23 protein-coding genes and 1 tRNA gene are annotated in these 20,436 nt (G+C 59.2%); 18 read left to right on the top strand and 6 right to left on the bottom strand.

The genetic code is table 11. The features are described 5' to 3' along the window. The first annotated feature begins 56 nt into the window (after positions 1-56). From V8J84_RS14710 to lpxK, 6 genes are all read left to right on the top strand, one after another. A complete protein-coding gene (locus tag V8J84_RS14710; RefSeq protein ID WP_339932505.1) occupies positions 57-1,403 on the top strand; it encodes a TldD/PmbA family protein in 1,347 nt (448 codons plus the stop codon). Beyond that, on the top strand, positions 1,390-2,163 hold the full coding sequence (locus V8J84_RS14705) for a 3'(2'),5'-bisphosphate nucleotidase CysQ (RefSeq protein WP_339932503.1): 774 nt from the start codon (positions 1,390-1,392) through the stop codon (positions 2,161-2,163). Before V8J84_RS14710 ends, V8J84_RS14705 begins: the two co-directional genes overlap by 14 nt. 93 nt (positions 2,164-2,256) lie before the next feature. Then, entirely contained in the window at positions 2,257-2,865 is a 609-nt protein-coding gene (locus V8J84_RS14700) for a hypothetical protein (protein WP_339932501.1), read from the top strand. A 74-nt stretch (positions 2,866-2,939) separates the two neighbouring features. Further along, positions 2,940-3,185 carry a DUF4170 domain-containing protein gene (locus V8J84_RS14695; protein WP_339932499.1) on the top strand — a complete coding sequence of 82 codons (246 nt, stop codon included), beginning with the start codon at positions 2,940-2,942 and terminating at the stop codon, positions 3,183-3,185. A 17-nt stretch (positions 3,186-3,202) separates the two neighbouring features. Continuing rightward, the gene (locus V8J84_RS14690) at positions 3,203-4,396 is read left to right on the top strand and encodes a 3-deoxy-D-manno-octulosonic acid transferase (RefSeq protein ID WP_339932497.1); all 1,194 of its coding nucleotides are present in this window, start codon (positions 3,203-3,205) and stop codon (positions 4,394-4,396) included. Next, entirely contained in the window at positions 4,396-5,385 is a 990-nt protein-coding gene (lpxK, locus tag V8J84_RS14685) for a tetraacyldisaccharide 4'-kinase (RefSeq protein ID WP_339932495.1), read from the top strand. Before V8J84_RS14690 ends, lpxK begins: the two co-directional genes overlap by 1 nt. Here the strand turns inward: lpxK and V8J84_RS14680 are convergent. Beyond that, the gene (locus V8J84_RS14680) at positions 5,382-6,005 is read right to left on the bottom strand and encodes a DsbA family protein (RefSeq protein WP_339932493.1); all 624 of its coding nucleotides are present in this window, start codon (positions 6,003-6,005) and stop codon (positions 5,382-5,384) included. The two genes, lpxK and V8J84_RS14680, sit on opposite strands and share 4 nt — an antisense overlap. Positions 6,006-6,021: 16 nt before the next feature. Next, a complete protein-coding gene (locus V8J84_RS14675) occupies positions 6,022-6,534 on the bottom strand; it encodes a DUF721 domain-containing protein (protein ID WP_339932491.1) in 513 nt (170 codons plus the stop codon). A 66-nt stretch (positions 6,535-6,600) separates the two neighbouring features. Between V8J84_RS14675 and mutY the strand changes: the two genes are divergently transcribed. Then, a complete protein-coding gene (mutY, locus tag V8J84_RS14670) occupies positions 6,601-7,650 on the top strand; it encodes an A/G-specific adenine glycosylase (protein WP_339932489.1) in 1,050 nt (349 codons plus the stop codon). Positions 7,651-7,701: 51 nt separating this feature from the next. Then, complete coding sequence (locus V8J84_RS14665; protein WP_339932487.1) at positions 7,702-8,841, top strand: alkane 1-monooxygenase; 1,140 nt, start codon at positions 7,702-7,704, stop codon at positions 8,839-8,841. 98 nt (positions 8,842-8,939) lie between these two features. Here the strand turns inward: V8J84_RS14665 and V8J84_RS14660 are convergent, their stop codons facing one another. From V8J84_RS14660 to V8J84_RS14650, 3 genes are all read right to left on the bottom strand, one after another. Continuing rightward, the gene (locus V8J84_RS14660; RefSeq protein WP_339932485.1) at positions 8,940-10,064 is read right to left on the bottom strand and encodes a site-specific DNA-methyltransferase; all 1,125 of its coding nucleotides are present in this window, start codon (positions 10,062-10,064) and stop codon (positions 8,940-8,942) included. A gap of 89 nt (positions 10,065-10,153) precedes the next feature. Then, positions 10,154-10,792, bottom strand: a complete 639-nt coding sequence (locus tag V8J84_RS14655; RefSeq protein WP_339932483.1) for a ribonuclease HII — start codon at positions 10,790-10,792, stop codon at positions 10,154-10,156. A 109-nt stretch (positions 10,793-10,901) separates the two neighbouring features. Then, a complete protein-coding gene (locus V8J84_RS14650) occupies positions 10,902-11,390 on the bottom strand; it encodes a hypothetical protein (protein WP_339932481.1) in 489 nt (162 codons plus the stop codon). 174 nt (positions 11,391-11,564) lie between these two features. On the opposite strand from V8J84_RS14650, the gene V8J84_RS14645 reads away from it, so the two are divergent. The 6 genes from V8J84_RS14645 to V8J84_RS14620 are packed head-to-tail and all read left to right on the top strand — an operon-like array spanning position 11,565 to position 15,939. Next, a complete protein-coding gene (locus V8J84_RS14645; RefSeq protein ID WP_339932480.1) occupies positions 11,565-11,846 on the top strand; it encodes a hypothetical protein in 282 nt (93 codons plus the stop codon). Then, positions 11,791-12,522, top strand: coding sequence for a winged helix-turn-helix domain-containing protein (locus V8J84_RS14640; protein WP_445285987.1), 732 nt, complete (start codon positions 11,791-11,793; stop codon positions 12,520-12,522). The genes V8J84_RS14645 and V8J84_RS14640 overlap by 56 nt, the downstream gene beginning before the upstream one ends. Before the next feature lie 40 nt (positions 12,523-12,562). Beyond that, positions 12,563-13,948 (top strand): dihydropyrimidinase, encoded by a 1,386-nt coding sequence (gene hydA, locus V8J84_RS14635; protein WP_339932478.1) that lies wholly within the window; start codon positions 12,563-12,565, stop codon positions 13,946-13,948. Beyond that, positions 13,945-14,352 carry a VOC family protein gene (locus V8J84_RS14630; protein WP_339932476.1) on the top strand — a complete coding sequence of 136 codons (408 nt, stop codon included), beginning with the start codon at positions 13,945-13,947 and terminating at the stop codon, positions 14,350-14,352. The genes hydA and V8J84_RS14630 overlap by 4 nt, the downstream gene beginning before the upstream one ends. Beyond that, on the top strand, positions 14,352-15,035 hold the full coding sequence (locus V8J84_RS14625) for an aspartate/glutamate racemase family protein (protein WP_339932474.1): 684 nt from the start codon (positions 14,352-14,354) through the stop codon (positions 15,033-15,035). Before V8J84_RS14630 ends, V8J84_RS14625 begins: the two co-directional genes overlap by 1 nt. Then, positions 15,028-15,939, top strand: a complete 912-nt coding sequence (locus V8J84_RS14620; RefSeq protein WP_339932472.1) for a dihydrodipicolinate synthase family protein — start codon at positions 15,028-15,030, stop codon at positions 15,937-15,939. The genes V8J84_RS14625 and V8J84_RS14620 overlap by 8 nt, the downstream gene beginning before the upstream one ends. Here the strand turns inward: V8J84_RS14620 and V8J84_RS14615 are convergent. After that, entirely contained in the window at positions 15,936-16,964 is a 1,029-nt protein-coding gene (locus V8J84_RS14615) for a LacI family DNA-binding transcriptional regulator (protein WP_339932470.1), read from the bottom strand. The two genes, V8J84_RS14620 and V8J84_RS14615, sit on opposite strands and share 4 nt — an antisense overlap. Before the next feature lie 128 nt (positions 16,965-17,092). Between V8J84_RS14615 and V8J84_RS14610 the strand changes: the two genes are divergently transcribed. The 4 genes from V8J84_RS14610 (at position 17,093) to V8J84_RS14595 (ending at position 20,199) form a co-directional block, all read left to right on the top strand. Further along, positions 17,093-17,169: transfer RNA gene (locus tag V8J84_RS14610), tRNA-Arg, on the top strand. A 155-nt stretch (positions 17,170-17,324) separates the two neighbouring features. Beyond that, positions 17,325-18,179: a hypothetical protein gene (locus V8J84_RS14605; protein WP_339932468.1), complete on the top strand. Its 855-nt coding sequence runs from the start codon at positions 17,325-17,327 to the stop codon at positions 18,177-18,179. Continuing rightward, positions 18,176-18,649 (top strand): plasmid mobilization protein, encoded by a 474-nt coding sequence (locus V8J84_RS14600; protein ID WP_339932466.1) that lies wholly within the window; start codon positions 18,176-18,178, stop codon positions 18,647-18,649. The genes V8J84_RS14605 and V8J84_RS14600 overlap by 4 nt, the downstream gene beginning before the upstream one ends. Beyond that, the gene (locus V8J84_RS14595; protein WP_339932464.1) at positions 18,643-20,199 is read left to right on the top strand and encodes a relaxase/mobilization nuclease domain-containing protein; all 1,557 of its coding nucleotides are present in this window, start codon (positions 18,643-18,645) and stop codon (positions 20,197-20,199) included. The genes V8J84_RS14600 and V8J84_RS14595 overlap by 7 nt, the downstream gene beginning before the upstream one ends. Positions 20,200-20,436 lie beyond the last annotated feature (237 nt).

Here is a 20,436-nt window from a genome sequence, read left to right as displayed (position 1 = left end):
AAACTTGCGATAGGGCGTGCGGTGACCTACCTGATGGGAACATCAAAGGACACCGCATGACCCAATCGCTCTCCGACATTACTGAAAATATGATCGCGCAGGCCCGCAAGTCTGGCGCCGATGCATCCGATGCGATTGCCGTTGACGGCACATCGGTGTCGATTGATGTGCGGGCGGGCAAGCTGGAACATGCAGAGCGATCCGAGGGTGTTGATATCGGCCTGCGGGTTTTTGTGGGCCAGCGCAGTGCGATTGTATCGTCGTCCGATGCGCGCCCCGAAACTGTTGCAATCATGGCCGAACGGGCTGTGGCGATGGCCAAGGAAGCGCCGGAAGACCCCCATGCGGGTCTTGCTGATCCGTCACAACTGGCCCGCGACCGCGACAGCACATCGCTGGATATGTTTGACCCGTCAGCCGAACCCGACCCCGCCGCCTTGCAGGAGGCAGCCGTACAGGCCGAGGCCGCAGCACTGGCCAATGATGGCGTCAGTCAGGTGCAGTCAGCATCCGCAGGCTATGGCAAACGGCGCGTGCATCTGGCCGCGACAAACGGATTTTCCGGTGGCTATACGCGCACCGACAGCAGCCTGTCCTGCGTGGCAATCTCTGGCAGCGGCACGGGGATGGAGCGGGACTACGACTACGACAGCCGCATCTATTACAGCGACCTGCGTGATCCGTCCGAAATTGGCCGGATCGCCGCCGAACGCGCAGTCGAACGTGCAGGCGCACGTAAGCCGAAAACCGGCAGCTATCCGGTTTTGTTTGACGAACGCATCGCCTCTAGCCTGATCGGGCATCTCGTGGGCGCAATCAACGGTGCCGCAATTGCACGCGGGTCAAGCTGGTTGCGCGACGCCATGGGGGAGCAGGTTCTGCCCTCCTCCATGTCATTGATCGAAGATCCGCGCCGCCCCCGAGCATTTTCCAGCCGCATGTTTGATGCCGAAGGCCTGCCCACGGCCCGCCGCGCAATCATTGAGGATGGTGTGCTGACAGGCTGGACGCTTGATCTGGCCAATGCGCGCAAACTGGGGCTGGAAAGCACAGCAAGTGCGGTGCGCGGCACGTCCGGCCCACCCAGCCCGAGCCTGACCAATCTGGCACTGACCCAAGGCGCACAATCGCGCGATGACCTGATCCGCGATATGGGCACCGGTTTGTTGATCACGTCGCTGATCGGTTCAACCGTCAATCCAAACACGGGTGACTATTCACGCGGCGCATCCGGTTTTTGGGTTGAGAACGGCGAAATAACGCATCCTGTGAACGAATGTACCGTGGCGGGCAATCTGCGCGACATGCTGATGCGGCTCACACCTGCCAACGATGCGCGCCCGCATCTGAGCAAGGTGATCCCGTCCCTTCTGGTTGAAGGGCTTACGCTTGCCGGCGACTGATCTTGATCTTCTGATTGCGGCTTCAAAAGAGGCGGGCGCGATTGCCCGCCACTATTTTGGTGACGATCCACAAGTTTGGGACAAGGGCGGGAATGACGGCCCCGTCACCGAAGCTGATTTGGCCGTGAATTCCATGTTGGAGCGCGACCTGCGCGCGGCCCGTCCGTCTTATGGCTGGCTGTCGGAGGAAAGTCAGGATGGTGCAGATCGCCTGCAAGCCGAGCGCCTCTTTATCGTGGACCCAATTGACGGAACCCGCGCCTTTATCGAAGGATCAAAGGACTGGGCACATGCGATGGCTGTCGTCGAAAACGGGGTCGTGACCGCGGGGGCGGTGTATTTGCCCATGCGCGATCAGCTGTTTGCCGCGGCTTTAGGGCAAGGTGCCACGCTCAACGGGGAGCCGATTGCGGTGACCGGCCAAGATGCGCTGCACGGTGCAACTGTGTTGGGTAACAAGTGGAATTTTGAACCCAAATACTGGCGCGATGCGAAAACGCCGCCCGTTAAGCGCCATTTCCGATCTTCATTGGCCTTTCGACTAAGCCTGGTCGCACAGGGCCGGTTTGACGCGATGATTACTCTGCGCCCGACGTGGGAATGGGATGTCGCCGCCGGTGCGCTGATCGTGACCGAGGCGGGTGGCACCGTCACCGACCGACAGGGGCATGACCCTGTTTTTAACAATGTCCATCCCCAGCTTAACGGCATGGTAGCAGGTGGCGCGGTACACGGACCCCTCCGCGCCGCTTTGGCATAGCATTTGCCTGATATTGAATAGCGGCGCGCACGGGCCCCATCTTGGGATAACCGCAGAATTTGTCTGCGATCCCTTGATTGTAAAGGAAATACCATGCGCTCTGCTTTGCTTACCGTTTCCCTGATCTCCGGTCTGTCTGCCTGTGGGACAGCAACCCGCACTGCCAATGTCGCGGCCCCCGATCCGATTGTACCCGCACCTGTGACCGACAGCTTCAACCGCCGCGAAAACGAACGCCGCGCGTTGCTGAATGATTTTGGCACTTTGGATGTCACCCGACCCGGCGATCTGCCTTTCACCTCGCGCCTGCAATACGAAGGGCTTTTGAACACAACGCTTGGCGAACGGCGCGACGTGATCGGTGAAGTTGATATCGAGGTCGACACTTTCCGCGATACGATTGATGGCAGCGCGGGTAATTTTCGCGACCAGTTCAACCGCCGTGTCGATGGTGAGCTTGAGCTGTTCCGCGGTGAATTTGATGCCCGTCCCGATGCGGACAGAAATCAGGCAGTTGCCGGTGTGCGCGGCACACTGCGCGAAGGCAATTTCCGCGACTATGCCATCAGTGGCCAGTTGCAGGGCGACGTGCTGGGGCGTGATGCGCAGGCCTTTGAAGGCACGCTGACCGGATCGGTCAAAATCGATGGCGCCCCGCAGCAGCCTATCAAAGGCGGCGTTGTGGCCGAACGTGTGCGCTAAACGCCAATGGCCGCTTGAGACAGGACAGCGACAGGCATAGGGTAGCGCCAAATCCAATTTACGAAGGACACACCATGACCCAGCGCCTGCACCTTGTCTTTGGCGGCGAACTTGTCGATCCGACGAAGAACGCCTTCAAAGACGTGAGCGACATCGATATTGTCGGCATGTTTCCCGATTACAAAAGCGCTTACAATGCGTGGAAAAGTGCCGCACAGCGCACAGTTGATAACGCGCATACCCGCTATTTCATCGCGCATATTCACCGCCTGCGCGACGAAGAGACAGCCAGCTCTCCTACAGAAGAGCTTGATACCTAAGGCGGGGCGAAACGATCATGGCGCGCCCGCTTCCGCTTGCGGCCTATCTTGCACTGCGGGGCGCGGATGACCCCAAGCGGCCCGCGCCCGACTATCCGGCGCCGGCCGCCGGGGTCACCATCTGGGCCGTCTGCACAACTGATGCGATGGTCGAGAAAGCCAAAATCCTTGAACAGGCGCTAACCGCAGACGGTGATCCCATCACCCTGTTGCGGACTTGCCTGACCGGTGATGATCACACCGGCTGCACCACGATGCCACGCGGCAGGCAGGAGGTACAACGGTTCTTGCAGCACTGGAAGCCGTCGCTAACGATCTGGTTCGGGGATCATATTGATCCGCTGATCCTGTCGCAGATCCAACTGGCAGCGATTCCCGTCATTCTGGCCGAGGCTTCACAAACGCTGCCACAATCGCACGACAGGCATTGGATACCTGGACTGACACGCGCTGTTCTGGGCATGTTCAAACGCGTGTTTGCCGTGGATGACGCGGCGAAGATGGCACTTTTTCAGGCAGGATTGCCCGCATCGCGGATCAGTGTTGTCGGTGAGATCGAAAAAGCGATCGACAGCCTGCCCTATAACGAGGGCGAGCGGCGCGACTTTGCGGAAACCGTTGGAACACGACCTATCTGGCTGTCGGCCGAAACATCGCTGGCCGAACTGCCAGCCCTTGCACGGGCGCATCATCAGGCCAGCCGCCGGTCACATCGCCTTTTGCTGATCGTGGCCCTGCGCGAGCCGCAAACCGCGCCTGATGTCCGTGATGCATTTCGCGCCGAAGGATACGAAGTGGCTGTCCGCACTGACGGCGAAGACGTCAGTGACGCCACGCAAATCTACATTGTCGACGGCGGGTCCGAGCTTGGCCTGTGGTATCGCGCCTCTCCGGTCACGTATTTGGGTGAGACACTGAACGGCCAACCGCACAGGCACCCGTTCGAGGCGGCAGCACTGGGCACGGCCTTGGTCTATGGTCCGAATATTGATCCGTTCCAATCGGAAGTGACGGCGTTGGAAAGTGCTGGCGGTTCAATGGCGGTGGCATCTGCTGACGGGCTTGGCGACGCGGTTGAACAGCTTCTGGCGGCAGACAAGGTGGCGCAGATCGTTCATGCCGCATGGGATGTGACGACACGCGGCGCGGATGTGGTGCAGCATATCGCGCAGTGGATACACGCTGAACTGGATGCGCAGGGGGGCAGATAATGCGGCAGCCATTGTTCTGGTCAAACGCGCCCGACGCGCCGGGGTGGCAGGCCAAGGCGCTTGCGCCGCTGGGGTGGCTCTATGGCCAAGCCACGAAGCGGCGCGTGGCGACTGGTCCCGGATATCGCGCGAACGTTCCTGTCATTTGTATCGGCAACATCAATATCGGTGGCACTGGAAAGACCCCCACGGCCATCGCGTTGACGCAACATCTCCAATCACAAGGCAAAGCCGTGCATATCGTCACGCGCGGATTTGGCGGCAGCCTGACCGGCCCCACCCGCGTGATCGAACGTGACCATTCGGCAGCGGATGTGGGCGACGAGCCGCTTTTGCTGACCGCCTTCGCCCCGACATGGGTCGCCAAGGATCGCAAGGCAGGCGTGAAGGCTTCCCAAGACGATGGCGCGGACATCATTTTGCTGGATGATGGTTTTCAAAATCCGTCAGTCGCCAAAGACATCGCGATTGTCGTGGTCGATGCCCATCGTGGTTTCGGAAACGGCAGGGTGATCCCCGCCGGACCTTTACGTGAACCTGTTCCCGTTGGTCTTGCTCGTGCTGATTTAATTCTGGCGATAGGCGACGATGCTGCGCAAGATCGCTTTCGTCAGGCTTGGCCCGTTGAAACGACCAAAATGACAGGTCAGCTTGTGCCGCTGCAAACAGGGATGCCGTGGGGCAATATGCGCGCGCTGGCCTTCGCCGGGATCGGTCATCCCGAGAAGTTCTTTCAGACGCTACGCGCTTTGGGCGTTGATCTGATCCACGCGGAGGCGCTGGCAGATCATCAACCGCTCACTCCTGCGCTGATGAAACGGCTCGAGCTAGAAGCTTCGGCCCGAAATGCACAGCTTGTGACAACCGAAAAAGACGCGGTGCGCTTGCCAGACAGTTTTCGGGCCAAGGTCATCACCCTGCCCGTCCGGCTGGAAGTGGATAGCTGGGGGCCGCTTGACGCAGCCCTCCAGCGTGTCAGCGGCGATTAGGCCCCGATTTTGTCGTCCAGAATGGCCTTCAGATCAGCGTAGGCCATGTTGGAATACTTCTGTCCGTCAATCAGGAAAGATGGCGTCGACGACACATCATCGCGTTCGGCGTTGGCACGATACCAATCAACAAGGTTTTGCGCCATTTCACCGTCCGACATGCATGCATCCAGCGTTTCTGCGTCCAGACCTGCCATCAGGCCGATCTTGTTAAGCTCCTCCGCGATGATTGCGGGGTCACCCGATTCGGTCCATTCGCGCTGCTTTTCATAGATCAGATCGGTGATGCCAAAGAATTTCTCTTGCCCGCCGCACCGTGCAACCATGGATGCCCACAGGCCGAAACGGTCGAAATAGACCTCGCGATAGACAAACCGGACCTTGCCGCTGTCGATATAGTCGGCCTTCAGTTCGGGGTATGTGTCCGCGTGGAAACGGGCGCAGTGCGGGCAGGTGTAGGACGCGTATTCGATCATCTCGACCGGCGCATCGGCGCTGCCTTGGACCATGTCCATGATACCAAATTCGTTATCGGCCTCTTGCGCCATGATCAGGCGTGGCGTTGTGATGCCCAGCGCGAATGCGGCGCCGCCGGTGGCAAGAAGGGTTCTGCGATCCATAAGATATACCTCTGGTTTATTTATTCTGTTTGGTCAGGACGTGCGCACCAAGCCGCGCAAGCGCCGCTTTCAGTTCTGGGTTGGCCACGTCATTGGACAGCGCAGCAGATGCGGCCTGCATCTCCGGGCTGGGTGTTTTGTCGGCCTTCGGTGCGGCCGCAAAGCTGGCGCGGCCTTCGGCAAATCCGGTCGGGGCGGTCTGTGTGATACGGACCCGCACGATCGCGCGATAGCCATAACACGCGTTCACCTTTTCCTGAATTTGCGTCTTTTGCATTTCCAGCATCGGGGCCTGCGCGCCGGTCGTCAGCAACGTCAGCGTCGCCCCCATACCGCCACGCCCATAGCTGATATTCACCGGTGTGGCGATTTGCGCGGTGGCGTCGCCCACAATTTCCGACCAGTGGGTCAGCAGGCGGGTCACGGCAAATCCGCGCGTTTCGCTGGCTTTGCGCACACGCGACTGCAACAGGCCGGAAGCCCGCGAAAACCCGTAGGTCGACGTATTGCGATGGCGTGTCTGTTTCATCATCACGTTCTAATGTAAGCCTTGCCTGCCGCCAAGCCAGAGCCTTTCGAAAGGGTTAAATAAACAGTGCGTGATCTCGCTGATACATTGCTAAGCTGGTACGACCGAAATGCACGCGTGATGCCGTGGCGGGTATCGCCCGCAGATCGCAAGGAAGGCGTGCGGCCCGATCCCTATTTCATCTGGATGTCCGAGGTGATGCTGCAACAAACGACTGTTGCCGCCGTGAAGGACTATTTCCGCAAGTTCACCGCGATCTGGCCCACCGTGGGCGATCTGGCCGCCGCAGACGACGCCGATGTCATGGCCGCATGGGCAGGACTTGGCTATTACGCAAGAGCGCGCAATTTGCTGAAATGTGCGCGTGCGGTTGTCGCTGATCATGGTGGTCAGTTTCCAGACACCTATGATGCGCTGATCAAACTGCCCGGTATTGGCCCCTACACCGCCGCCGCCGTTTCCTCGATTGCATTTGACCGGCCCGAAACGGTGCTGGATGGCAATGTGGAACGTGTCATGGCGCGGATGTATGACGCGCACACGCCTTTGCCCGAAGCCAAGCCAAAACTGATGACACTGGCAGAGGCGCTTACCCCCAACGAACGCCCCGGAGATTACGCGCAGGCTGTGATGGATCTGGGTGCCACGATCTGCACCCCGAAATCACCTGCCTGCGGGATATGTCCGTGGCGCGAACTTTGTCAGGCCCGGATTGCAGGCACAGCCGCGGACCTTCCCAAAAAGACACCAAAGAAGAAAACGCCGATACGCCACGGTTTTGTGTACGTTACACGCGATATAAACGGGGCATGGCTGCTTGAGACGCGTCCCGAAAAGGGGCTGCTCGGCGGCATGCTCGGCTTTCCGACAAGCGACTGGTCAGACGACCCCCAGCACCACTTTCCCATCGATGCGCAATGGGAAGAAACGGGGTTAGAGGCGCGGCATACCTTTACGCACTTCCACCTGCGTCTTGCGATTCTTACCGCACAGGTGCCCGCTGACGTGCCGCCGCAGCGTGGACAATTCGTGCCACACACCCGCTTTGTGCCAGCCGCGCTGCCCACAGCCATGCGAAAAGTCTATGATTTGATTGCGACGCTACGCCACGATTGAGCGATGGCGCGTGATTGGCTAACCTTCGGCGCAGCCAAAGGGACAGATCACATGACCGCAATTCCTGCGCCGCAGCTTCGCAAACTTACTGCTGCCCTGCCATTCTGGATGACGTTGGGATTGATCCCCGTTGCGATCATTACCGCGATGTATGGGGGCTGGACGCTGCTCTTGATGCCGATTGCGACGTGGTATCTGTTTTCGATGCTGGATTTCTTTACCGGCCTGAACACCGATAACGCCGATCCGCAGACGCCGGATGAAGACCTCAAATGGTATCGCGCGATCACGCTGATCTGGGCGCCAGTGCAGATCCTCACGATTTTCGGACTTCTGGTCTATATGGTGAACACCGATCATCTGCACTGGGCCGAAGAATGGGCGCTGTTTGCTGGTGTTGGGATCATTACTGGCACGGTAGGGATTAACTACAGCCACGAGTTGATGCACCAAAAGCCCAAGATCGAACGCTGGATGGCCGATATATTGCTCGCGTCCGTGCTCTATTCGCATTTCCGGTCAGAGCATCTTTTGGTGCACCACCGCTATGTCGCAACCCCGCGTGATCCCGTGACGGCCCGCTATAATGAACACTTCTGGCGCTTTTTCCCGCGCGTTTTGCGTGAATGCTGGGTGTCGGCCTTCAATGCCGAAAAGGCGATGCTGGCCCGCAAGAAACTGCCTTGGACCGACCTGTCCAACCCGTTCTTTCGTTACTGGTCGCTGCAAGCCGTCTTTCTGCTGGCAGCGGTGCTGATCGGCGGCTGGTGGGGGCTGTTCCTGTTTGTGACGCAGGCATTCTGGGCGATCTTCCAGCTTGAACTGGTGAACTACATCGAACACTACGGCCTGACCCGCAAACATCTGGGCGACGGCAAGTACGAACATGTCCTGCCGCGCCATTCGTGGAACGCAGCTCAAAAGGCATCAAACTGGTTGCTGATCAATCTCCAGCGTCACTCAGACCACCACTACAAACCTGACCGCCGCTTTCCGCTGTTGCAGACCTATGACGATAACGAGGCACCGCAACTGCCATATGGCTATCCCGTGATGACCATGGTCGCCCTGTCACCGCGTCACTGGAAACGCGTGATGAACCCGCGTGTGCAGGCATGGCGCGAAAAGTATTATCCCGAGATTTCCGATTGGCAGCCCTATAAGAACGCCACCAATCCACAGCCGCGCTAAAGAAAAAAACCCCGCCACAAGGGCGGGGTAAAAGTTAGTGCTGACGGTCTTTATCTACTTGGATAAAGGCGGGTCGCCAGCACCGGCGGTATTCAATTTCAGTGGTGTTTTGCCATTTCAGAGCGGATTTGCTGGCGCAAAAGGTCAATCGGCACCTTCTGTCCGTCACGCTTGAATTGCCAATAGGTCCAGCCGTTACAGCTTGGCGCACCTTCGCAGGCAGCGCCGACCTGATGGATCGATCCTTTGATATCGGCACCAATTACCGTGCCGTCGGCACGCACCTTGGCCTTGTGACGCCCGTTAAGCGACCACAGTTCTTCACCAGGGCGCAGCATGCCGCGCTCGACCAGCACACCAAAGGCCACGCGGGGTTCAGCGCGTTTGGATTGGCTGACCTCAAGGGCTTCGTTATCAAACTTGCGGGTGTTGGCGATACGCTTGGTGGCGACCTTGCGGTAGGCTTCCTCGCGCTCGATCCCGATGAAATCACGCCCCAGCATCTTGGCGACCGCACCCGTGGTGCCTGTGCCAAAGAACGGATCAAGCACTACGTCACCGGGGTTCGTTGTGGCGACCAGAACGCGGTGCAGCAGTGACTGTGGCTTTTGCGTCGGATGCGCTTTTTCACCGTTTTCGTTCTTAAGACGTTCGTGACCCGTGCAGATCGGCAGCACCCAATCAGAACGCATCTGCACACCTTCGTTCAGCGCCTTCAGCGCCTCGTAGTTAAAGGTATATTTGCTCGCCTCTTCCTTGCTGGCCCAGATTAGCGTCTCGTGAGCGTTTGTCAGGCGTTTGCCACGGAAATTGGGCATCGGGTTCGACTTGCGCCACACGACGTCGTTGAGAATCCAGAACCCTTGGTTCTGCAACTCAGCGCCCATGCGGAACACATTGTGATAGCTGCCAATGACCCAGATCGCGCCATTGGGTTTCAGCAGGCGGCGGGCGGCGGCCAGCCATTCGCGGGTAAACTTGTCGTAGACCTTGAAGCTGTCGAACTGGTCCCACGCATCATCAACCGCATCCACCTTGGAATTGTCAGGACGGTGCAGATCACCCTTCAGTTGCAGGTTGTAGGGCGGGTCGGCGAAGATCAGGTCAATGGACCCCGCAGGCAGCGCGTTCATGCGCTTAATGCAGTCGCCATCAAGGATCGTGTTTAGCGGAAGCGTCGCCGCCTCCTTCCCCGCTTTCGGGGCCTTTGTTTTGGTCGTCATATCTTGCCTCTGTCCGCGGCGGATTGTTCCGCTCGTTGGTTGCAACCAATGTGATTCAACCACGAATCAGAGTAAATAAATTTAATGAATCAAGGCTTTAGGTTTTTTTCTTGCCACAAGATGTTGTGGACAGGTGCAAAAGTACGCCGATGATGTTGAGTTACACCGTGGCTTTTGAGTCCCGCTTTATGTTCCGGCGTCGGATAACCCATGTTCCGCTCCCAGCCGTAGTGCGGATGTTGTTGCGCCAGCGCCACCATCAGACGGTCGCGCCAAACTTTTGCCACAATTGAGGCCGCCGCGATGCTGAGTGAACGGGTATCGCCTTTCACCAAAGTGCCCGCAGGCGTGTTCAATCCGCGCGGCACCATGTTTCCGTCAATCAGTGCGTAATCCGCAGGTTGGCGCAGCCCCGCGACAGCGCGCACCATCGCCAGATGTGATGCCCGCAGAATGTTGTGCTCTTCAATCTCGCGCACATCCGCCTCGGCAATGGACACGTCGGCGATGTCGTGCAGCAGATCAAACAGCGCATCGCGGCGTTTGGCTGTGACCTGTTTACTGTCGTTCAATCCATCGGGGATATTTTCGGGGTCCAGCACAACAGCCGCCGCAACCACCGGACCTGCAAGCGGCCCACGCCCAACCTCGTCCACGCCAGCCACGCGGGCATAGCCGCTGGCGATGGCGTCAGTTTCAAAGCTGAAATCGGGTGTCGTCTTGGTCATAGGGTCTGAGTCACCAGACAAGACGCACAGGTTCAAGCACAAAAAAGGGCCGCGCGGACGCGGCCCTAAGGTGGCGCGGTGTTGGGGACACCCGCGCTCTGACACGCTGCTAGTGGTTGCGGCGGTCAATCCGGTATCCGAAATCGCGCAGACAGCTGGGCGCATATCCCTGACGCGGGCCGTCATAGGTGCGCAAGCGGATCTGGCACTGATCAGGCAGGCTGCGGGCATGACGGTAATTTCGCTCAAGGCACCGCTGGCCAAAGATGCGCTGCACACCGCGTTGTGTATCGTGTCGACGCAGGCATGACGATGGCAGCACATCACGCGCACCGGCCAGACGGTCATTGAAAGCGGGCTGCTGCGGGCGCAACGGACGAAGCGTGTCGTGGCGTTCCTGCACCGGCGCCTGACGCGCCTCCTCGCGGCGGTCATTGTCACGTCTGTTGGTGTCGCTGATCGCTTTGCCGATAATGCCCGCGACAACCAGACCAAAGAGAAGCTGACCGACCTCGCGTTCGTTTATATCTGCCGCCGCTGGTGCCGGGGCAAGTGTCAGGGAAAGCGCGGTCAGACCCGCCATAAATGTCTTATACATGTCCATCTCCTTTTCAGGTGGGAACGCATCGCACCAATCTGTGCTGCGTCGATGAAGCTAAGATGTGGCGGCTGGGGGGTGTCTCTCAATAACGCGGGCTGGCTATGGGATGGCAGGCGCGATAACATAAGCAGATATTGAATATCACAGTGCCACAACCGCATGGTCACCCGCATGAAACAGATTTCTTTCTCAGTTCTGGCGCTTGTCGCCACGACAGCGACAGCGCAGGCCGCCTGCTTTGCCGATTACAAGGCCAAGCAGGACGATCCGTTGCGGCTGCACTACGGCGTAGCGGAAATTCGCGGTGATTGCACAGTTTCCAACGCTCAGGCGCAACTTTCTGGCCGTCTGGATCGTGACGGTTGGGAACTCCTGAATGTTCTGGGCATCTTTGATGATGCAGGACTTGCTGAAAGAAGGACCGCTGCCGGTGAATACTACCTCCGCTATTGAGACCCGTCAGACCGGCAATCGCATCGTAATTGCAGGGATCACGGCCATCGTGCTGATCCTTGGTGTGGCGGCTGTGCTGCTGTTCATCAACCTGCCGGATGCGAACGCGTTCAATATGCGTGTGGAACGGTTGTTTGTGGAAAACGACACGCTGACCGGCAATGCGGAGATCAAGCTGCTTGAGATTCTCGCGCAGTCGGGCACCGCCTTTTCCGACACGCTGTCGTCCTACCGCTTTGTGATCTTTGTGCTGCTGGTCTTTGCAACGGCCATGCTGATCGCCGCTGTGGCATTTCTGGTGATGCTCATCGCGCTGAACCGGCGCATGGGCCAGATTGAGCGGAAGGGGATCGAGGTGAACTCGCTCATGATCTCGCGCGATCAAAAGGCGGTTTATCTCAATAACTTTGAATTCAAGCTGACCGAGGCCGCGATGGAAACGCTATCCGTGCTGGCCGAGGCGCGGATGGATGATGAGGTGATGTCAGGCGCTGAGATTGAAGGCGTGATTTCCGGCCGCGACGCTTCCGATTGCGACGAGGCGGCCGGTGCCACGCGGATCAAACGCCTGCGTGACACGCTGGGCAACCAGATGGTCAGTGAACTGCTGGTCAAGAACATCGCGCGCAAAGGCTATATGCTGGCGATTGATAAAGACGTCATCCGCATGGTCTGACGCTCTTGCAATCAGTCTGGGCGCTGGCCAAAGTTGGCGCATGGTTGATCTGGTTATCAAAGGTGGCACGGTGGTTACCCCCGACGGGGTGTCGCAGGCGGATGTGGGGATTACGGGTGGCAAGATTGCCGCTCTAGGCGTTCTGGACGGCGCAAAGCAAATCGACGCCGCAGGCAAGATCGTCACCCCCGGCGGCGTAGACGCGCATTGCCATATTGAACAGATGTCGGGCATGGGCGTGTGGAACGCTGATACCTTTGAAACCGCCACGCTCTCTGCTGCGATGGGCGGCACAACCACGGTGGTTTCATTCGCAGCACAGGCAAAGGGCGAACGGTTGCGCGATACCGTCGCCAATTATTCCGCCCGCGCCGAACGTGGCGCAAGGGTGGACCACGCGTTCCATATGACGGTAACGGATGTGGACGTGCCAGACTTTGAAAGCGATCTGGCAAAGCTGATCGACGCCGGTCACCGCTCGATCAAAGTGTTCACCACCTACAACATCATGCTCGACGATACCGCAATCCTGCGGGTGATGCGTGGAGCCAAAGCTGCGGGCGCGCTCGTTTGCGTGCACGCCGAGAATGACGCGATCATTGCGACCGCCAAGGCCGACCTGATTGCCGCTGACAAAACCGCCCCGCACCACCACGCCGCTTCCCACCCCCGCATGGCGGAAATCGAAGCGATTAGCCGGATGTGCCATTTCGCGGAGTATCTGCACCAGCCAGTGATGATCTTTCACGTCTCGACCGTTGAAGGTGCACAGATCATCCGCGACACCCGCACGCGTGGCGTGCCGGTCTGGGCTGAAACCTGCACGCACTATCTGGGCATGACCGAGGATGTTCTGCACCGTGACGGGATCGACGGAGCCAAATGGATGTGCTCCCCCCCACAGCGTGCGCAAGCGGATCAGGATGCGCTGTGGGATGCGCTGGCAGACGGCACGCTTGATCTGGTGTCGTCCGATCACGCGCCCTACCGCTTCGACGAAAGCGGAAAACTTTCCGCCGGACCCAACCCGCCGTTCCAAGACATCGCCAACGGCCTTCCTGGTTTAGAAGTGCGATTGCCGCTGATGTTCGACGCGATGGTCACGCGCGGACGTGGCGGGTTGGAACAGTTTGTGAAACTCACAGCGACTGCCCCCGCAGACCTCTATGGCCTGACAACCAAAGGCCGGATCGCAGAAGGCTATGATGCCGATCTGATCCTTTGGACCCCCGATAAGACCCACACCTACGGCGCGAACGATCTGCACGACAACGTGGGATATAACCCGTGGGAGGGCACAACTGTCACTGGCTGGCCCGAGACAGTCATGCTGCGCGGCGAAGTCATCGTGGAAAATGGCACCAGCCACGCAAAGGCAGGCCAAGGCCGCTGGCTCAAACGCGACCGGATAGGAACAACAGTATGACCAAACGTCCCGACCTGAATGCAAGTCTTGCCATCACTTTTCTCTATTACCGCGACCTGCCCACGGCGATGCGGTTCTACGAAGACGTGCTGGGGCTGAAGCTGGCCATCGACCAGGGTTGGTGCAAGATTTATCGCCTGTGCCCCGGTGCACATATCGGGCTAGTGGATGAAACCAAGGGCATGAACAAATGGGCCGAAACGCGCCCCGTGCAGGTATGCATGCGCGTGCCCGACGTGGATGACTGGTATGCCTATGCCAAGGCGCAGCAACTTGACGGGCTTTCAGAGCTATTCGTGAACGACGATATCGGCATCCGTGCGTTCGTGTTCTTCGATCCCGAGGGCTACCAGATCGAAATCCAGACCAGCACACGTCATGATTTTGAGCCGGGCATGGGCTGATGAAAAAGGCGCTTATCGTCATTAATCCCAACTCCACCCAATCGTTGACAGACGGGATCGCGGCTGCACTTGAGCCGCTCCACAGCTTTGGCATCCCGATCCGCTGTTTGACGCTGGCCGAAGGTCCGCCGGGGATCGAAACGCAGCAGCAGGCCGATCTGACCATTGCCCCGATGCTCGCGCGGGCCAAGCGCGAAGAACCCAACGCGCTCGGCTACGTCATCGCTTGCTTCAGTGACCCCGGCCTCTATGCCCTTCGCGATGGGACCGCCCTGCCCGTGCTTGGCATCCAAGAGGCGGCGATGATGACAGCCATGACCCTCGGCCAAGCCGTCGGCGTCATCGCGATCAAACCCGCCTCAATCACCCGTCACATGCGGGCCTTCGGCGCAATGGGCGTGTCAGGCCGCATCGCAGGCGAACGCGCGCTTGGGCTAAGCGTGACCGCACTGACCGGCGATGGTACGCTGGACGCGATGATCGCCACGGGCCGTGCGCTGCGGGACGAAGACGGCGCGGAGGTGCTGATCATGGGGTGCGCCGGTATGGCACGTTACCGCGATCCGCTGGAGCAGGCGCTGGGTATCCCTGTTGTTGAACCTTGCCAAGCCGCCGCCAGCATGGCCTTGGGCCGGATTGCACTGAACCAATCTCACAAAATCACAGGAGCCACCGATGCTTGATGAAACCGCAAAAGGTGTCTTTACGATCGCCTGCACGCCATTCCTTGAAGACGGCGCACTGGATTTGCAAAGCGTTGATAGCACGGTGGATTTCTATCTGTCCAAAGGCTGCACCGGCCTTACCATCCTTGGCATCATGGGCGAAGCAGGCAAGCTGTCGGCGGAAGAGTCTATCGCTGTGGTTAAGCGCGTCGTCGCCCGCACCGATCTGCCTGTTGTCGTCGGCGTCTCCTCCCCCGGTTTCGCAGCGATGCAGGCGCTATCGGGTGCGGCAATGGACGCAGGTGCCGCCGGTGTCATGGTCGCGCCACCCGCCAGCCTACGCAGCGACGACCAGATCGTGAACTATTATCACGCCACCGCCGAAGCCTTGGGCGACGCGCCATTCGTCTTGCAAGATTTCCCGCTGGTCACGACGGTGCAAATCCCAACCAAATGCATCGTAAAGATCGTCGAGGACTTGCCGACCTGCGTTATGCTGAAGCACGAGGACTGGCCCGGCTTGGCCAAGATCAGCGCCCTTCGCGCGGCGTCTGACGCGGGCGGGCGGCGCATCTCGATCCTGTGCGGCAATGGCGGTCTTTTCCTGCCAGAAGAGATGCAGCGCGGTGCCGACGGGGCCATGACCGGCTTTGCCTATCCCGAGATGATGGCTGACGTGGTCGCCGCGCATAACGCAGGCGACACCGACCGCGCGCAGGATATCTTTGACGCCTACCTGCCCCTTGCCCGCTACGAAAGCCAGCCGGGTCTGGGCCTCGGCGTGCGCAAACACATCCTCGCCCAGCGCGGCGCGATTGCTCACGCGACTGTCCGCAAGCCCGGTGCAGGCATTGATGCAGCCACGCAGACCGATGTTACCCGCTTAATCGAACGTCAGGAGAGAAAGCTGGCCGCGCTTTAGGCTTTGCGGATCAACGTGTCGCCAAAAGCGATCTTCGGCTCCAGCTCGATCCGCTCCGGTTCGGTGCTCCCACCCTCGACATAGTGACGCGCAATGACCTGCGCGGCCTGCTGCCCGATCTCGCGGCGGCAGGCATCCATCGTGGCAAGCTGCTTGGGCAAACCATCCAGCAATTCGACGCCGTTAAATCCCGCCAAACCAATCTGACCGGGCACATCGATCCCTTGTTCTAGCAGATAGAGCAAACCGCCTGCGCCGATCATGTCGTTCGAGTAATACAGAAAATCCAGATCAGGCGTGCGCTCCAGCATGGTCGCCGTCAGTTCTCGCCCCTTGGCCAGCGCCGATCCACCCGAATAGAACTGCTGGTCCGCAATCTCGATCCCCGCTTTGGCCAGCGTGCGTGTAAAGCCTTCAAACCGTTTGCGAGCACGGTGGTCCAGCGGCATCTTCGTGCCCATGAATCCGATCCGGCGATAGCCCGCATCAATGATCTTTTCCGCCATCATGCGGCCTGCCCGCCTGTGCGAAATGCCGACACAGCTGTCCACTGCAACGCCGTCCACGTCCATAATCTCGACCACCGGAATACCGGCCTGTTGCAACATCGCCATCGCAGCTTCAGAGTGTTCAAGCCCCGCGATAATCACGCCAGACGGCCGCCAAGACAGCATCTCGAACAGAACTTTCTCTTCCTTTTCAGGCAGGTAGTCCGTTACGCCGACCACAGGCTGCAATTCGGTGTCCTCAAGAATTTCGGAAATACCGGCAAGAACTTCGGGGAACACCATGTTGCCCAGCGACGGGATAATCACCGCGATCAGGTTCACGCGGCTCGATGCCAAAGCACCTGCGATTTTATTGGGCACATACCCTAACCGCTTGGCAGCATCCTGCACGCGCTGACGGGTGGCGGCGCTTACATCGCCCTTGTTGCGCAAAACGCGACTGACCGTCATCTCACTGACGCCGGATGCTTCGGAGACGTCACGCAAAGTGAGCGGGCGGCGCGGTGGAACTGTCACGTATCTTATTCCCGTGGATTGCGTTATTCGCCTTACCTTACGCCGCAGATGTTTACGTTCCAAGTACCCAAAATGCGCACGCCCGCGCATTGACCATAACAGCGATGGCAGGCAAACATCGCCACTATGGCCCCGTGGCTCAACTGGATAGAGCAGCCCCCTCCTAAGGGGCAGGTTGCAGGTTCGAATCCTGCCGGGGTCACCAAAAACACCTGAAAAATATGACTTATTTACAGGGCTTTGTGCAGGAGCGTGCAGACATTCCCTAGAACTTTCGCGCCGAATTTTGCTGAAACGGCGGAAATCTCGTACAAAACCTGTACAAAATTCGCACGTCTTTGCGCCTTTTGAGGTGTTCCAATGAGTTGGCGGGTTGCGAACACATGCGCGGAACGCAAGTTCGGCAGCGCAACGCGCAAGCAGATCATCATGTTTCTGGCTGACAAGGCGAGCGACGATGGCTCAGGCATCTGGTGTTCTAAAGGAACGATTCAGCGACATACCGAGCTTGGCGAGACCACCGTCAAGCGAACCGTGCGTGAGTTCCTAAAAGAAGGCATCCTGGTCGAGACTGGCTCACGGACCTGCAAGAACGGTTTCACTGTCGTTTACCGGATCGATCTGGCCAAGGTTGAGGCGCTGGAACCAACCGCAGAGCCAGAAATAGAGACGGGGTCCACAGTGGCCCCCGTCCAGTCTGGCCCCGGTACGGGGGCCACTATGGCCGGCGTACCGGGGCCACCACGGCCCCCAAACCCTCCTAAAACCATCCATAAACCACCTACGCGCAGGCGCGAGGCGGCGGAGGCTGAAGGCGCTGAGAAGATTTTGGCGGCGTATCCGCCCGACCGATTGCGTGGCAAAGCAGCATGCCTTTCCCAGATCGAAGAGGCCATGAAGGAAGGGATTATACCAGAGGACCTGCTGGAGGCCGTCCAAGCCTACGCAACCGACAGCGCTGGTTTCACCCGCTCCAAGGTCTGCTTTTCGGACAACTGGTTCCAGTCGCGGCGCTGGCAGGCCTATGTCGAGAAACAGGCGGAAGACCGAAAGAAGGTGACAGCGTTGCAGGCCGATCACCAAGCGCGGTTAGCGTGTTGGATCAATGATCGCAGCCCGATGTGCAAACATATCACAGGCACCCAAGTCACGGCTTTGCTGGCGTCGAAGTTGGTGACGGAAGTCCAAGTCCAAGCGGCAGGCCTCAAATCATGACCGCAACCGATCCCACCGAAGAGCAAACAGCAAGGCGACCCATGTCATACGCTGACGCTGCTGACACGGGACCTTGCGAGGGGCGGCAAGCCTCCCCTTCGAACCCCACCGGCGCGGGAAAAGCCCGCACCAAAGAGCCGCTTACCGAGACCTTCGTCTTTCGGTGCAGCGCCGCAGAGAAGGCCCAGTTGCGCGCCAAAGTCGAGGCCGCTGGACTGCCCGCTGCGACCTTGCTGCGCGAGGCGCTTGGCCTCACTGAGGCCCGTCGCCGTAAGCCGATGCCCCGCGTCGATCCGGCGCTTGTGCTGGCCGTCGGGCGCATCGGCGGCAACCTCAACCAGATCGCCCGCTGGCTGAACCGCGCGATGCTGGCGGGCCGCGTTAATCTCGACGGGTTGACCGTTGCCCGCCGCCTGTTGACCATCGAACGCCAACTTGCCCAGATCATCGAGGCCTCACGCCGATGCTGATCAAGTTCTTCCGCAACGGCAAAGGTGCGGGCGCAGGTCCGGTTGGCTACCTCGTTGCGGACAAAGTGCTGGCTTATGACGACAACCGCGACCTGATCCGCGATGCGGACGGCCAGCCGATGACTGTCACCCGTGAACCTCTGCCCGAGGTCCTGCGCGGCAAACCCGACCGCACCGAAGCCCTGATCAACGCCAGTCGCCACCAGTGGACCTACCGCGCTGGCGTGATCAGCTTCGCCGCCAACGACGCCCCGACCGAGGAACAGCAGGCCGAGGTCATGGACCACTTCGAGCGTCTGGCCTTCGCGGGGCTGGACCCGACGCAATATGACGTGCTTTGGGTCCGACATACCCACGAAGACCGTGTCGAGCTTCATTTTTGTACACCGCGTTTGGAGCTGACCTCGAGCCGGAGCCTGAACATCGCGCCGCCGGGATATGAGAAAGCCTTCGACAGCCTGCGCGACGTGATGAACCAGCGCCACAGCTGGGCCGATCCGATGGAACTTGAGCGCACCCAAGTGGTCCGTGACACCATCGAGACGCCGACACGCGCCCAGGGGCGCGACGAGCTGCATGCGTGGCTGCAAGACCAGATCAGCGTCGGCCTGATCACCGACCGCGCCACGATGATCGATGCCCTCACAGACGCAGGCTACGACCTGCCCCGCGTCGGCAATGCATACCTGACCGCCCGCGATCCAGACACGGGCGAACGCTGGCGTTTGAAAGAAGAGATTTTCCATGAAAACTGGCAAGCCGACACGGCTGAGCGAGAAGCTGAACGCGGAACTGGACACGATCCGGCAGGACTACGCCGCCTCGATGGCATCTCAGCTGGAGAGCTTCAGGACCGATTTGAACAAAGTTGCGACCATCGCGCATCGTACAATCGAGAGCGATACCCGCAGCTTTCTGCGACAGAACAAGAGCTGGCTGACGATCTCGCCCTGGCTGATCACGGGGACGTTCTTGGCGGGGATCGTCTCGATGATGGCCGCGAGCTTGCTCTGGACGCTGATGCTGGCCAGCTCGGAACTGACGGACTTGGGCCTGACGCAGATCGACAGGGAGGACGCGACATGGCTGGTGCTGGACCCGACCAAGACGCGCCTGAGGACCTGCACATTGGGCGGCAGATCAGTGACATGCATCAAGATCGAGGAGAATTAGATGACGACACCCCTGACAGCGTTGGAACGCGACTTGCTCGCCTGCGTCGAGCGGTTGGTGACGGCCTGCGAGGTCTCAGCAAAGGAATTGAGCGGGTTAGAGGCACGCTCGACGACCAAGATGCAGAGCCAGATGGATGGATTGGCCGCCTGCGTGTCAGTGCTCATTCAATCGCAAACGGCGTCCGTGGCTGCGTTGCACGGCTTGCTGAACGAGGGCTCGAATTACGGGAAGCTGCGCACGCAACTCGAGACCAGCTTGAAATTAGTGAAAGCTGCCGAAGAGAGGTTGAGACAGAGATAGAAGAGCGAGAGGTCGAGATGGACCGGGGGATGACGCATTTGGGGGCTGCGACGGCCAGCAGCGCGGGACATTGAATTTTGTGCAATCAACCTCATATGTGTTGCTAAGATACAGGTCGCTGGCTTAATACTTCTATAAGATCGCCAGTGTTTAAGGCGAATGGCGTTCTGTCGCGCTTTTTCAACAACGCTTGAAAACGCCTTTCGAATCCTGTTATAGACCAGCGATGAGATTCAGACCGCGTCGCACCCTGCGGCGCGTTGTTTATTTGAGAGGAAGATGCTGATCAAAATTCTAAATGTGGTGGCCAA

It is taken from the genome of Yoonia sp. 208BN28-4 (genome assembly GCF_037543925.1).
Classification (GTDB): domain Bacteria; phylum Pseudomonadota; class Alphaproteobacteria; order Rhodobacterales; family Rhodobacteraceae; genus Yoonia.
Note: the sequence above shows the minus strand (reverse complement) of the source record. Positions and strands in the feature narration are given on the sequence as shown.

Coding starts and splice junctions, on each gene's coding strand:
- V8J84_RS14700 (WP_339932501.1), top strand. CDS start 2,257: ATGCGCTCTGCTTTGCTTACCGTTTCCCTGATCTCCGGTCTGTCTGCC.
- V8J84_RS14675 (WP_339932491.1), bottom strand. CDS start 6,534: ATGAAACAGACACGCCATCGCAATACGTCGACCTACGGGTTTTCGCGG.
- V8J84_RS14625 (WP_339932474.1), top strand. CDS start 14,352: ATGAAAAAGGCGCTTATCGTCATTAATCCCAACTCCACCCAATCGTTG.
- V8J84_RS14640 (WP_445285987.1), top strand. CDS start 11,791: ATGCAGGACTTGCTGAAAGAAGGACCGCTGCCGGTGAATACTACCTCC.
- V8J84_RS14605 (WP_339932468.1), top strand. CDS start 17,325: ATGAGTTGGCGGGTTGCGAACACATGCGCGGAACGCAAGTTCGGCAGC.
- V8J84_RS14665 (WP_339932487.1), top strand. CDS start 7,702: ATGACCGCAATTCCTGCGCCGCAGCTTCGCAAACTTACTGCTGCCCTG.
- V8J84_RS14655 (WP_339932483.1), bottom strand. CDS start 10,792: ATGACCAAGACGACACCCGATTTCAGCTTTGAAACTGACGCCATCGCC.
- V8J84_RS14690 (WP_339932497.1), top strand. CDS start 3,203: ATGGCGCGCCCGCTTCCGCTTGCGGCCTATCTTGCACTGCGGGGCGCG.
- V8J84_RS14680 (WP_339932493.1), bottom strand. CDS start 6,005: ATGGATCGCAGAACCCTTCTTGCCACCGGCGGCGCCGCATTCGCGCTG.
- V8J84_RS14595 (WP_339932464.1), top strand. CDS start 18,643: ATGCTGATCAAGTTCTTCCGCAACGGCAAAGGTGCGGGCGCAGGTCCG.
- V8J84_RS14650 (WP_339932481.1), bottom strand. CDS start 11,390: ATGTATAAGACATTTATGGCGGGTCTGACCGCGCTTTCCCTGACACTT.
- V8J84_RS14695 (WP_339932499.1), top strand. CDS start 2,940: ATGACCCAGCGCCTGCACCTTGTCTTTGGCGGCGAACTTGTCGATCCG.
- V8J84_RS14620 (WP_339932472.1), top strand. CDS start 15,028: ATGCTTGATGAAACCGCAAAAGGTGTCTTTACGATCGCCTGCACGCCA.
- hydA (WP_339932478.1), top strand. CDS start 12,563: ATGGTTGATCTGGTTATCAAAGGTGGCACGGTGGTTACCCCCGACGGG.
- V8J84_RS14630 (WP_339932476.1), top strand. CDS start 13,945: ATGACCAAACGTCCCGACCTGAATGCAAGTCTTGCCATCACTTTTCTC.
- V8J84_RS14660 (WP_339932485.1), bottom strand. CDS start 10,064: ATGACGACCAAAACAAAGGCCCCGAAAGCGGGGAAGGAGGCGGCGACG.
- V8J84_RS14600 (WP_339932466.1), top strand. CDS start 18,176: ATGACCGCAACCGATCCCACCGAAGAGCAAACAGCAAGGCGACCCATG.
- V8J84_RS14645 (WP_339932480.1), top strand. CDS start 11,565: ATGAAACAGATTTCTTTCTCAGTTCTGGCGCTTGTCGCCACGACAGCG.
- lpxK (WP_339932495.1), top strand. CDS start 4,396: ATGCGGCAGCCATTGTTCTGGTCAAACGCGCCCGACGCGCCGGGGTGG.
- V8J84_RS14710 (WP_339932505.1), top strand. CDS start 57: ATGACCCAATCGCTCTCCGACATTACTGAAAATATGATCGCGCAGGCC.